Genomic DNA, 12,795 nt, shown 5'->3' with positions numbered 1-12,795 from the left:
TGGTGGAGAAGAACATATAGAAATGTTAGGCACAGAAGGACGGATTACTGCAGGTGAAGGAAGCAGGCGGGATGAGTGGCAGCAGACTATTCGTCCGCAGCGGTTAAGTGACTATATTGGACAGTCGACTTTTAAAGAGAATCTGCATGTTTATATTTCTGCCGCAAGATCCAGAAAAGAAGCACTTGACCATGTATTGCTTTACGGACCGCCCGGTCTTGGAAAAACCACGATGGCAAAAATTATTTCTAATGAATTGGGAGTCCAGTTTAAGGTGACGAGCGGGCCGGCCATCGGGAGGCCCGGAGATTTGGCTGCTATCCTTTCTACGCTGCAGGAACATGATGTTTTATTTATTGATGAGATTCACCGTTTAAATCGAAGTGTAGAGGAAATACTCTATCCGGCCATGGAAGATTTCGCGTTGGATATTGTCATGGGGAAAGGCGCCGGTGCTAATTCCATACGCATTGAGCTGCCGCCATTCACTTTGATTGGCGCGACTACCAGGGCTGGGGCTTTATCGGCTCCGCTTAGGGATCGTTTCGGTATTATTAATCATATGCAGTTTTATACGGCAGACGAATTAAAGCATATACTGATTCGTGCAGCAGGGATTTTGAATATTAAAATCGAAGAGACGGGAGCGGAAGAAATTGCACGTCGATCCCGGGGAACGCCAAGAATCGCGAACCGATTATTAAAACGTATTCGCGATTTTGCACAGGTAAAAGGGGAAGGCGTTATTTCACAGGAGATTGCGGCAGACTCTCTCTCTGCGCTTTATGTGGATGATATCGGATTGGATTTGATTGATCGGGAAGTATTAAAAGCAATTATACAAAAATTTAATGGCGGGCCTGTGGGTATTGACACAATATCTGCGTCAATTAGTGAGGAACGGGCTACTATTGAAGATATATGCGAGCCGTATCTGATGCAAATCGGATTCATTTCCCGTACACCGAGAGGGCGGATTGCAACCAAGGCGGCTTATGATCATTTAGGTGCGATATGGAGTAAAGAAACGGTTCAAGACGAACTGTTTGAGGGGGGATAATGGATTTTGGAAAAATGTTGATTGTTTTCGGAATTTTTATGATCATAGCAGGTGTGGCAATAGGTTTCAGCAGCAAATTTTTCTTGTTGGGGCAGTTGCCGGGGGATATTCACTGGTCCTGGGGAAAGACGAAGTTTTTCTTTCCTGTCGTCTCATCTTTAGTTATCAGTATTGTAGGAACAATTCTTTTAAATTTGTTTTTTAGAAAATAAAAATATATTTATTTAAAGATCATTTATCCGGTAAGAATGAATAAAGGAACGATTATATGAAAAAAAATATAGCTGTTGCTGCTGCATGCATAACCTTTGCAGTATTAATAGGAAATTCAGTTAACGTAAGTGCTGAGTCTATTCCCGTAAAAAAGAAACAGGTACAGCTTTTATCAGGATTTGTTAAAAATGTTGCAAAGATTAAGCCTGTGCAAAAAAAAGGGCCTGATGTAGAAGTCGGACTGCTTTCCGGACAGCCGCAGGTAGAGATTGAGGGACTAAGTCATTTCCGAATTGAAACGAATGGCAAAGTATGGAAATCTTATAATGCCGGCAAGCGGATTTCTGTATCACGGAAAGGGAAAAATATAGTTTTAGAAGGGAAGGCTTTTAATGCTCCTGTGTATTTTACGACAGGAAATGGAGAAGAAGCTTTCTCTGTAAAGGGAAACAGGTATCGTGGCGAAATGAAGATAATTCCTTCTGCATGGAATAATGGTGTTACTGTTGTGAACCGGGTGCCGATGGAGTTGTATTTAAAGGGCGTAGTTCCCAGTGAAATCGTGCCTTCATGGAAGCCTGATGCCATTAAGGCGCAGGCTGTCGCGGCAAGGACTTATGCTGTTTATCACAAGAATGGATACCGATCCGCCGGTTATGATATAACAGATGATACCCGGTCACAGGTGTATCGTGGCTGTTCTGTGGAAACGTCGGCAACGAATAAAGCAGTGGAAGAAACGGCAGGAGAGATAATTACTTATAACGGAAAGGCTATTGATGCACTTTTTCATGCGAATGGCGGCGGATATACAGAAGACAGTGAAAATGTATGGGGATCATATGTCCCTTATCTGCGGGGAGTAAAAGAGGAGAGCAGCTCTACAGTTAATCGCCCATGGCACAAAATTGTTTCGATTGATTCATTTTCCAATGCGATTTCACGAGCAGGGTATCATGTGGGGAAGGTAAAAAAGATAGGTCTCTCCAGGCTTCGCATGGGGAATAATAAAGCGAAGGACCGGGGAATATCAGGACGAGTTAAGACGATGGAAATTACTGGAAAATCCGGCAGGAAAATAATTCCCGGAGAAGTAATCCAAAGTGCATTTGACTTGGACAGTACACTTTTTGATATTTCTGCAAAAGGTAACAATTTAATTATTACCGGGTATGGATTTGGTCACGGATTGGGACTTTCCCAGTGGGGGGCGGAAGCGATGGCGGAAAAGAACGGCGACGGGAAAGAGTATTATAAAAGAATTCTGCTCCACTATTTTACAGGCAGCAAAATTGAGAAGATATATTGATATATTTGTATGTATTTGGAGTAAGTAATGAAACTTGAAGATTTTAATTATGTTCTCCCCAAGGAACTGATTGCTCAACAGCCGGCAGAACCGCGTGATTCGTGTCGGCTTCTTATGGTGGATAAAAAAACAGGGGAATGGCAACATCGTCGATTCAGAGATATTCTTGATGAAATAAGACCGGGAGACGTGTTTGTATTCAATAACACGAAAGTTATTCCTGCCCGATTATTTGGCAGGCGCAAGGGAACTGGCGGAAAAGTGGAAGCACTTCTTTTGACACCGAAAGGAAATGATGTTTGGGAAATTCTTGTAAATCCGGGTCGTAAAGCATTGCCGGGTCAGGAAATAGAATTTTCAGAGAATTTCTCATGTACTGTTATTGATAAGACGGAATTTGGCGGCCGATTGGTAAAGTTTCATTATTCCGGTGATTTTGATAATTGGCTGGATCAGCTGGGAGAAATGCCGACGCCGCCTTATATCCATAAAAAGCTGGAGAATAAAGATGAATACCAGACGGTATATGCGAAGTTTAAGGGCTCTGCCGCCGCACCGACAGCAGGGCTTCATTTTACTCCTGAGCTTCTGGAAAAAATGAAAGACAAAGGGGCAGAACTTCTTTTTGTGACACTCCACGTGGGAATAGGAACTTTTCGACCAGTTGCAGAAGAGAATATTGAGGATCACGAAATGCATCGGGAATGGTATACTATTGAAAAAGAAACAGCACAAAAAGTAAATGAGGCTAAAGAAGAAGGCCGACGGATCATCGCTGTGGGTACGACTTCTGTCAGAACTTTGGAGTCGGCGGGGCAAACAGGAAGAGTAGAGGCCGGCAGCAGCTGGACACAGCTTTATATCTATCCCGGATATCAGTGGCAGGTGGTAGATGCTATCGTGACGAATTTTCACCTGCCGGAATCAACTCTGATTATGATGATGGCATCTTTTGCTGGGAGAGAACATATTTTGGCTGCTTATGAAGAAGCTGTCCGCCAAAAGTACAGGTTCTTTTCTTTTGGAGATGCCATGTTTTTGCGCTAAGAGGTTTAAATGGTTGTCAATTATGAGTTAGTAGCAGAGGATAGAAAGACTGGCGCTCGTGCCGGTTTATTACATACGCCGCATGGAGTATTTAAAACGCCCATGTTTATGCCGGTCGGAACTCAGGCTACAGTAAAAACGGTAACACCTGAAGAACTGGAAGAGATGGGGGCGCAAATTATTCTTTCCAATACATACCATCTTTTTTTGCGGCCGGGGACAGAATTGATTCATGAAGCGGGCGAACTGCACCGATTTATGAATTGGAATAAAGGAATATTGACCGATAGCGGCGGCTTTCAGGTTTTCAGCCTGGGGGCGATGAGAAAGATTACGGAAGAAGGCGTTTATTTCCGTTCTTTTTTAGATGGTTCTAAACAATTTTTATCCCCTGAAATATCCATAAGAGCCCAGGAAGATTTGGGAAGCGATATTGCCATGGCTTTTGATGAATGCATTCCTTATCCGGCGGATTATGAATATGCAAGAAAATCGACAGAGCGAACGACACGCTGGGCAAAACGATGCATCAAAGCACATCAACGGACTGACAGAGGTATATTTGGCATTATACAGGGTGGTATGTATAAAGATTTACGAAAACAAAGTGCGATGGAAATATCTTCGCTGCCTTTTGATGGAGTGGCTGTCGGCGGATTATCCGTAGGAGAACCTCATGATTTGATGTATGACATTTTAGAAGAAACGACACAATGGATGCCGAAAGGAAAAGCAAGATACCTTATGGGCGTAGGAACGCCGGACTGTCTGGTGGAAGGTGTGGCACGCGGAGTAGATATGTTTGACTGCGTTTTTCCGACTCGTGTGGCTCGCAACGGAATGGCAATGATCCATACAGGACGTATGAACATGAAAAATAAACAATATGAAAGGGATTTTCGCCCGATAGAAGAAAGCTGCGGCTGTTATACCTGCCGAAACTATACAAGAGCTTATATCAGGCATTTATATAAATCAGAAGAGTTGCTGGCGTTTCGATTGGTTACGATTCATAATCTGTATTTTTTGCTTCAGTTCATGCGTGATATGCGTGAAGCGATTGTGCAAGGAAACTTTTCTGAATTCAGGGAACATTTTATGGAACATTATAAGCAATGATAGCGTGAAAGTATTGCATTCTATAGGAAGAAATGATTACGATTAATAATGTTCATTGTAAATTATAGTGATTATAAAAATCTGAGTTGAATGTGTCGGCTTGAAAGTAAAGACAATCAGAAACTGCTGTGGTAAAATAAACCATATGATGCTTGGAGGTGAGTATAATGGAAGATGCAGTAAATATTTTGGGAATGTTTTGGCCATTTTTGATTTTAATTGCTATTTTTTACTTTTTTATGTATCGTCCCCAGAAGAAGTTACAATTGGAGCGCGGGCGTTTTCTTCTTTCTTTAAGAAAAGGGGATCATGTGGTGACTTCCGGTGGTGTTCATGGAATCATTAAGGTATTGCGTGATAAATATGTAGAACTTGAAATCGCGCCTAAGGTTGTAATTAAGGTTGAAAAAACGGCAATTCATCATGGTGACGTTGATCTGATTGATGCTGAAACGGCAAAAAAAGCCGGTGCAGCAGTAATTGGTGCAGAAGCAGAAAATCCGGAAGAAACTGATCGGCTTTCTAAACAGAGAAAAACGACAGATACCGAGACCATAGAAGAAGTTGTTGAGGTTGACAGCGCTGCTGAAGAAGGTACAGAGATTGTAGAGGAAGTTATTGAAGTCGATGAAAATGGTAATGAGATCAGCAGGGAAAAGAAATAAATGATCATGGAAGAGCCTCTTCTTATTTATAAGAAAAAGGAACTTCGGAAAAAGATGCTCGCCTTAAGGCGGGCTCTTTCTACTGATGAAATGGATAAAATGGCAATGTGTTTGCGGGCAAATATCGTTTCTCTGCCGCAATATAAAAAGGCCAACCGCATTATGGCTTTTTTAGCCATGAGGGGGGAGTCAAATCTAGATCCATTAATTGAACAGGCTTTGGCGGATGAAAAGGAAATATATATTCCTGTTTGTCTACCTGAAAGACAGATGGGGGCCGGGCGGCTTTTTTCCATGTCCGGCTTTACAAAAGGACCTCTTGGATTAAGGAATCTTCCTGCACCTTATACAATGATTGGACCAGAAGATTTAGATTTAGTGCTTGTTCCTGCGGTTGCCTGTGGAGTAGACGGAACCCGTTTGGGGATGGGAGCAGGATATTATGACAGATATCTCGAAAGAGTCTCCCCTGAAAAACGTGTGTCTGTTTTATGGGATTTTCAGGTGATGGATTCTGTCCCTAATGGAATTTATGATAAATATATCTCAAAAATAGTTACAGAAAAACGTATCATTATTACGAAAAGGGGATGAAGTTTTGGAAAAGAAGAGAGCAAGCTCGCTCCGCACGGGAAAATTGCTGCAGTTTTTTGTCGTTATCGGTGTAATTATCGGCATTTTTGCCGCATCCATCGGATGGTTAGCAGGAAATATACGGCAGGGACTCGATCTTCAGGGCGGGACGCATATCATTATGCAGGCGGAAGATACTGAGCAGAACAAAGTAACTCCTGAGTCTATTGTTCAAGTTATTAATATTATGCAAAAGCGCGTCAATGAAATGGGGTTGACAGAGCCTATCATTCAACGGGAAGGCGCAAATCGTATTATTATTGAACTTCCGGGGGAAAGGGATCCGCAGAAAGCTATCGAAACTATCGGAAAAACAGCTGTTCTTGAATTTAGAGATGAAGAAGGGAATGTTTGTCTTACCGGGGAAGACCTGAAAGATGCGAGAGAACAGATCGGACAGAATCGAGAACCTCTTGTTGCCTTACAATTTAGTAAAGAAGGGGGAGATAAATTTGCGAAGCTTACTGCAGCCAATATCGGCCGTCATGTAGGGATTTATCTGGATGGGGATTTACTTACGAATCCTGTTGTCAATGATGCAATTACAGGTGGATCCGCAGTTATTACCGGACAAAGGACATTGGAAGAGGCTAAAGATCTGGCGATTCTTCTTCGCAGCGGTGCACTGCCTGTTAAAGTATCGGTGCTTGAAGTTCGTACGGTAGGTCCGTCTTTAGGGCAGGATTCGAAAGATAAGTCGGTAGTAGCCTTTGCAATTGGACTTTCCCTTGTTGTATTTTTTATGCTTGCAGTATACCGTATATCGGGGTTTGTAGCAGATACAGCGCTTCTTGTTTATGTATTGATACTGCTGGGCATACTTTATGTGCTCCATGCAACATTGACACTGCCCAGTATCGCAGGGATTATTTTGTCGATCGGTATGGCTGTGGATGCGAATGTATTGATTTTTGAAAGATTTAAAGAAGAAATTGCATCCGGAAAACTTTTGCGGCTGGCGGTGCAGTCTGGGTTTAAACGTGCTTTTGTTACAATTTTTGATGCGAATATGACAGTAATTATTACATCATGCATTTTATTTTTCTTGGGAAGTGCGACGGTTAAAGGCTTTGCGTTTTCATTGGGACTTGGCGTAGCAGTTTCTATGTTTACCGCTATTACGGTCAGCCGTACTTTGCTGATGCTTCTGATTAATGCGAACTGGATTCATAACCCCTGGTGGTTTGGTGGTAAAAAGGGGGATGAAGCTAATGTTTAAAAATTTTGATGTTATTGCAAAGAGAAAGCTTTGGTTTTCTGTTTCCGGTTTGTTGGTACTGCTTTCTATCATGTCTATTATTATGTTCCGGTTTAACTGGGGCATTGATTTTACCGGTGGAACAATTCTTGAATTGGGGTTCAGTCAAAATGTGACCGTAGAACAAGTTCGAAATGGGATTCGGGAAGATGGATTGGAAACGGCGGTTATCCAGCTCTCCGGGTCTATAGATGGGGAATCGGGAAATGATGTTATTATTCGCACGAGAAACCTGAGCGCAAATGAGTCACAGGCCATAATCGACCATATCAATACCAAAGTAGGTACGGCAGAAGTAAAACGTATTGAGACAGTAGGCGCGGTTATTGGATCAGAAGTAACCAAAAATACACTTTTAAATGTTCTGTTATCTTTTGGCGCTATGATTTTATATATGACAATCCGTTTTGAGCATAGGATTGCATTTGCAGCGATTGTTGCCATCGTTCATGATATTTTGATGGTGCTTGGCGTATTTGCTTTTTTCCATTTGGAAGTGGATGCGTCTTTCCTGGCGGCTATTTTAACGGTTTTAGGCTATTCCATGAATGAGTCAGTTGTTATCTTTGACCGTATTAGGGAAGCGATTCATACTCACAGGCGGACGGACAGTTTTGCTATTTTAGCTAATGACTCTATTCATCAGACCATCCGCCGCTCTATGTACACACTGATTACCACATTATTTTGTGTTACTTCCCTTTATCTTTTTGGTGGAGATACTACAAAGAACTTTGCTTTGGTCATGCTTGTCGGATTTATTTCAGGCGCTTATTCTTCCGTCTGCGTAGCTACATCCATTTGGGTAACCTGGCATGAACATGTCAGGAGCAGCAGAAATAGAGCGGAAGCATGATTTTAGAATCATAATAAAATATTAAGATCCTTCTCTGTCTTATACAGCAGGAGGATCTTTTCATATGGAGCGCTTTAGTAAGATGGGCATTGTCTTGAAAATTCGGTTGATGGAGAGAAAGTAAGGACCGGAGTCCATCTGCTTGATTTGATGGTGATATTTCATTTCTAAATAAATGTCGTATAAAACTATTTTATTAGAGAATGATTTATAGATTATAGAATATTCTGTCAAAAACATTCGCATTTGTATATAATAATGAGTAAGGAACAATATATGATTCGATCATATTATTAAAAATAAAGGTTGAGATTCTCATGAAAAAAATTGCTTTTTATGGAAAGGGCGGTATTGGCAAATCCACAACTGCATCGAATGTTTCTGCCGCGTTAAGTCTGATGGGGAGAAAAGTCTGCCAAATCGGTTGTGATCCGAAGAATGACTCGACCCGGTTGCTTTTGGGGCACATATGTAAAGAAACTATTTTGGATAAGGTTCGGGCTTGTGAGATTGAGGATATTAAAGCGGAAGATATAGTCCATGCCGGATTTAACGGGATTACCTGTGTGGAAACCGGCGGACCTGAGCCCGGAGTAGGTTGTGCCGGAAGGGGGATTATCGTATCTTTACAGCTGTTGGACAAACTGAATGCACTGCCTTCTGTCGATTTAACCTTGTATGATGTACTTGGTGATGTGGTATGCGGGGGGTTCGCAATGCCCATAAGAGAAGGATATGCATCTGATATCTATATTGTGTCTTCAGGTGAATTAATGTCTCTTTATGCAGCTAATAATATCGCCAAAGGTGTGCGGCGGTTTGCTATGCGCGGAAATGTAAGACTCGCAGGTATTATTGGCAACAGCAGGAACACACCCAACGAAAAGAAGTTGCTCACGGAATTTGCTAAGCGTTTAAATACAAAGTTGGTAGCTTTCGTACCGCGCGACAGAATTGTGAATATTTCTGAAAATTCGAAACAGACTGTGCTTCAGTATGCACCGGATTCAGCGCAGGCGGATATATACAGAAAATTAGCGAATGATATTTGGATGAATGAAGAGTTATCTGTACCGACACCAATAACGTTTGAGGAATTAGAAAAGCTGGTAGATATTTATGGAACCGAGAACTAAGTGGCTTCTTTCTAAAAATAGGTCCTGCAGCTGTACTATGTCGGGCGTATGGAGGGCGGTTGCATGCTGCCGGGGATGTGCAGTAATTTTTCACAGTCCCATGGGGTGTGTCCATGTGGCAGAGACGATGGATCTGGGATCGCATTACCGGATTCTTGCTGACGGCAGACAGGAAAATATGGAATGTGTGCCTCTTGTTTCCTCAAATATACGGGAAAAAGACAGTATCTTCGGTGGAACAGGCCGACTTCGGCAGAGTATTTCGTATGTTATGGAAACATATCATCCGGAATGTCTTTTTATTGCGACTTCTTGTGTGGCAGGAGTTATTGGAGATGATGCAGAGTCAGAATCGGCAGATGCGGAAATGAGGTACGGGATTCCGGTTATCTGTATTCCTTATGCGGGCTTTCTTGGCGGTGAGTATTCAGCGGGGTATTATAAGACGGCGGAAACGATCATAGAGCGCTTTTTTAGACCCTGTGAGCACGTACCTAATAGGATTCTGCTCTTAGGAGACCAAATGGGGCCCGAAGGGCAGTATGTGACCGAGGTGAAACGCCTTCTCTCCTTACTCGGATTGGAGGTACAGGGGCAGTTTCCCGGCTATCTTCCTTTTCCCGAATGGGCGAATGCTCCTGCTGCTGAATTGGCTATCGTGCTGGGAACAACAGGACAATCAGATCGTATGAATGGAATGGCTGATTTGTTAGAAAAGAAATTTGGTATCCATGCCGTTAAAGATATATATCCAATCGGTTGGGAAAATACTTGTAAATGGATTCTTGAAATAGGACGGCTTCATAAAAACGTAGAAAAGGCAAAAGTGATTATAGAGGAAGAAAAGAAGAGAATAGATTCTTATGTGAAATCGATTCTGCATATCACAAAAGGTAAAAAGGCAGTCATCGGTATTGGCCGCGGTACGCACTGGTATAATCCGTCAGATACAATTTCCGCCCTGCGGCAGTTGGAAATGCGTATTGAGGCGGTAATTCTTTATGATAATTTAACTGATAAGGAAAAAGCGGAATATCGCCATCGGATTGGAAAAGAGGAGTCAATTCCAGTCTATGACGGGCGAGACGGACAGGAGTTGATAGATGCTGCCGATATACTTTTGACGACGAATGAAATTGTCAGCACGAAAACGAAACAATTTTTTATACCTATGGTACCGATGGTTGGTACAAATGGAGAAATTATGATATTTCGGGCATTATACCGGCTGCTTTGCCGATATGGGAATAAGGGGGGGATTGCCTATGCAACCATCTGAGTGGGAAAATTCCTGTCACCGGATAGGAACTTGTGCGTTAACCGGTTCCGCTGCATTGTTTGCATCAATTCCCGGCAGCTATGTCATAGTGAATGGTCCGCTATGGTGCTACTTTTATGCGATGAAATATATTGATGACAGTATGCCCGGTGCAGCGGAAAGATTTTATTGCACACAGCCGGATCAGAATTCATTGGTTTATGGAACGGAGAAGGATCTGATTAATGGATTTGAATACTTGAAAAAAAATGGAAATCCGGAGCGGCTATTTGTTCAAAATAATTGCAGTATAAGTCTTGTAGGTGATGATATTGAGGGGATTGCGGCTAAAAGCCATCTGCCGTGGCCCGTATATGGAATAGACAGCGGGGGACTTCACGGGAGCTTTGCGGGCGGGTTTTCAAGGGCCTTATCTCTGCTGGTGCAGCAGATGAACCCTTTAAAAAAATCTGACGGTGTTAACGTGCTTGGACTTTCTTCCGTTTATCTGCGCGGAAAAGCTGATGCCATTGAAATTAGACGTTTGCTGGAGTTATGCGATATACATGTAGTGTCCATGCCCGGTGTGGGAGATTCCTGGGAAAGTATTATGAAAGCTCCGGAAGCGGCATTGAATATAGTGGTAAGGAATGAACTGGCGTTAAAAGCAGCAGAAGACATGAAATCCCGATTCGATATCCCCTATATTTCTGTGGGGCTTCCCTATGGGATGGAAGGGACTTTGCGATGGTTGAATAGAATCGCAGAAGCAGTAAATTCGGCTTCTTTGAAAGCAGCAGAAATGGAAATCAGATGCAGACAGAAAAGGCTTCTTCATTTTGGGAATAATATGAAATCCATGTGGGGAACGCTTTGGTTTGACCGCATTCTTTTTTCGGCACCACCGGAAGAGAGTCTGGGAATTGCAGAAGCGTTGCGGGGGGAATGGGCGGACACAGAAAATTTGACTGTTCATTTGCAGGCAGATACCTGCTCCGAAACGCCGGCAGTGGATACAGTAAGAGTAATCGGCATTAATGACATATCTATTGCTGAAGATTATAAAAAATGGGATGGCGGGTTGATTCTGTCAAGTTCACATGAAACGGAACGATTACTCCGTATGAATAGGCCTTTTGTAAGCTGCCATATTACAAGACCTGTTTATGATGAAATGGCAGTGAGCGACCTTCCTCTTTGCGGAATAAGAGGGGCAGAATACCTTTATGAGAAAATATGGAATGCAAAACTTAGTGGGCATATAAGAATGGCGAAAACATGAAAAAACTAATATTTGTACTATTATGTATTATTTTTTTAGCAACAAACGGGTGCCGTTTTCATTTTGCCGAAGTGCCTGTCGAAAATAATGCTTATGTAGTGACAGACGAACTGGGGCGTACCGTAAAGATTCCACATAAACCGCAGCGGATTGTTTCCACTACTTATGGAACGGATGAAGTGCTTCTTGATTTAGTGGATATAAGCCGAATTGTTGGTCTCAGCAAATATGCGGGGAATCCTGATATCACCTTTGTTACTGAAGCGCAGCGTGAGGCGGTGGGGCATGTTGTTGAATTGAATCCCGAAAATATTATGGAGCTGAATCCTGATTTAGTAATTATATCTTCTGCTGTCTCAAACGGAATAACAGAAGTCCTGTCAGGTATGGGAGTTCCTGTATATGTGTCAGTTACAGCGACTACATGGGATGAAGTAGAACTGAAAGTGCAGGGAATGGCTAAGGCGGTGGGGGAAAGCGAACGGGGAGATCAGGTCGTTTCCCGCATGCGTATGAAGCGAAAAGCCATAGAGGAGAAATTGTCGGTATTAAGTCCTAATCAGGAAAAGACAGTTGTCGCGCTTTCCTTCCGCGGAATTATCGGGAAGCGGGGCACGCTGTTTAATGAAATATTGAAAATGGCGCATGTAAAAAATGGCGCAGATGGTATTGATATTCCCAAAGGCGCCGGTGTTTATCTGTCGAATGAACTCATCCCCTCTATAAATCCGGATATATTTTTACTTCCTGTGTGGAAAACGCGGGAAGGGGATGATGAAAATGAGTTTAAAAAGGAGCTTATGCAAAATCCTGCTTATCAGGATGTAAAAGCTGTTAAGAATAATCAGTTTATTTTCTTTTCGGAACGGTATAAGTATGTAATGTCCCAACATGTAACGGATTCTGTTGAAGCTGTTGCACGAGCTGTTTATCCGGAATTGTGGGAATAACCATATTTT

General features: G+C 42.5%; 13 protein-coding genes. All 13 read left to right on the top strand.

The genetic code is table 11. The features are described 5' to 3' along the window. Positions 1–22: 22 nt before the first annotated feature. Positions 23–1,060 (top strand): Holliday junction branch migration DNA helicase RuvB, encoded by a 1,038-nt coding sequence (gene ruvB / locus GCWU000321_RS01345; protein WP_050754538.1) that lies wholly within the window; start codon positions 23–25, stop codon positions 1,058–1,060. Next, the gene (locus GCWU000321_RS01340; protein WP_007069267.1) at positions 1,060–1,272 is read left to right on the top strand and encodes a DUF2905 domain-containing protein; all 213 of its coding nucleotides are present in this window, start codon (positions 1,060–1,062) and stop codon (positions 1,270–1,272) included. The genes ruvB and GCWU000321_RS01340 overlap by 1 nt, the downstream gene beginning before the upstream one ends. 56 nt (positions 1,273–1,328) lie before the next feature. Then, complete coding sequence (locus GCWU000321_RS01335; RefSeq protein WP_007069266.1) at positions 1,329–2,582, top strand: SpoIID/LytB domain-containing protein; 1,254 nt, start codon at positions 1,329–1,331, stop codon at positions 2,580–2,582. A gap of 27 nt (positions 2,583–2,609) precedes the next feature. Continuing rightward, positions 2,610–3,629: a tRNA preQ1(34) S-adenosylmethionine ribosyltransferase-isomerase QueA gene (gene queA, locus GCWU000321_RS01330; RefSeq protein WP_007069265.1), complete on the top strand. Its 1,020-nt coding sequence runs from the start codon at positions 2,610–2,612 to the stop codon at positions 3,627–3,629. Positions 3,630–3,638: 9 nt separating this feature from the next. Continuing rightward, positions 3,639–4,748: a tRNA guanosine(34) transglycosylase Tgt gene (tgt, locus tag GCWU000321_RS01325; protein ID WP_007069264.1), complete on the top strand. Its 1,110-nt coding sequence runs from the start codon at positions 3,639–3,641 to the stop codon at positions 4,746–4,748. Positions 4,749–4,915: 167 nt separating this feature from the next. Then, the gene (gene yajC / locus GCWU000321_RS01320; protein WP_007069263.1) at positions 4,916–5,413 is read left to right on the top strand and encodes a preprotein translocase subunit YajC; all 498 of its coding nucleotides are present in this window, start codon (positions 4,916–4,918) and stop codon (positions 5,411–5,413) included. Further along, the gene (locus GCWU000321_RS01315; RefSeq protein WP_007069262.1) at positions 5,414–6,007 is read left to right on the top strand and encodes a 5-formyltetrahydrofolate cyclo-ligase; all 594 of its coding nucleotides are present in this window, start codon (positions 5,414–5,416) and stop codon (positions 6,005–6,007) included. Positions 6,008–6,011: 4 nt separating this feature from the next. Next, positions 6,012–7,265, top strand: a complete 1,254-nt coding sequence (secD, locus tag GCWU000321_RS01310; protein WP_007069261.1) for a protein translocase subunit SecD — start codon at positions 6,012–6,014, stop codon at positions 7,263–7,265. Then, positions 7,249–8,160: a protein translocase subunit SecF gene (gene secF / locus GCWU000321_RS01305; RefSeq protein ID WP_007069260.1), complete on the top strand. Its 912-nt coding sequence runs from the start codon at positions 7,249–7,251 to the stop codon at positions 8,158–8,160. Before secD ends, secF begins: the two co-directional genes overlap by 17 nt. A 317-nt stretch (positions 8,161–8,477) precedes the next feature. Further along, positions 8,478–9,296, top strand: a complete 819-nt coding sequence (locus tag GCWU000321_RS01300) for a nucleotide-binding protein (protein ID WP_007069259.1) — start codon at positions 8,478–8,480, stop codon at positions 9,294–9,296. Between the two features lie 37 nt (positions 9,297–9,333). Further along, positions 9,334–10,575 carry a nitrogenase component 1 gene (locus GCWU000321_RS01295; RefSeq protein ID WP_244835031.1) on the top strand — a complete coding sequence of 414 codons (1,242 nt, stop codon included), beginning with the start codon at positions 9,334–9,336 and terminating at the stop codon, positions 10,573–10,575. Next, positions 10,562–11,836: a nitrogenase component 1 gene (locus GCWU000321_RS01290; RefSeq protein ID WP_040381076.1), complete on the top strand. Its 1,275-nt coding sequence runs from the start codon at positions 10,562–10,564 to the stop codon at positions 11,834–11,836. The genes GCWU000321_RS01295 and GCWU000321_RS01290 overlap by 14 nt, the downstream gene beginning before the upstream one ends. Then, positions 11,833–12,786: an ABC transporter substrate-binding protein gene (locus GCWU000321_RS01285; RefSeq protein WP_007069256.1), complete on the top strand. Its 954-nt coding sequence runs from the start codon at positions 11,833–11,835 to the stop codon at positions 12,784–12,786. The genes GCWU000321_RS01290 and GCWU000321_RS01285 overlap by 4 nt, the downstream gene beginning before the upstream one ends. The last annotated feature ends 9 nt before the right edge of the window (positions 12,787–12,795 follow it).

The organism is Dialister invisus DSM 15470 (genome assembly GCF_000160055.1).
In the GTDB taxonomy this organism is placed as follows: domain Bacteria; phylum Bacillota; class Negativicutes; order Veillonellales; family Dialisteraceae; genus Dialister; species Dialister invisus.
This window is presented reverse-complemented; position numbering and strand designations above follow the sequence as displayed.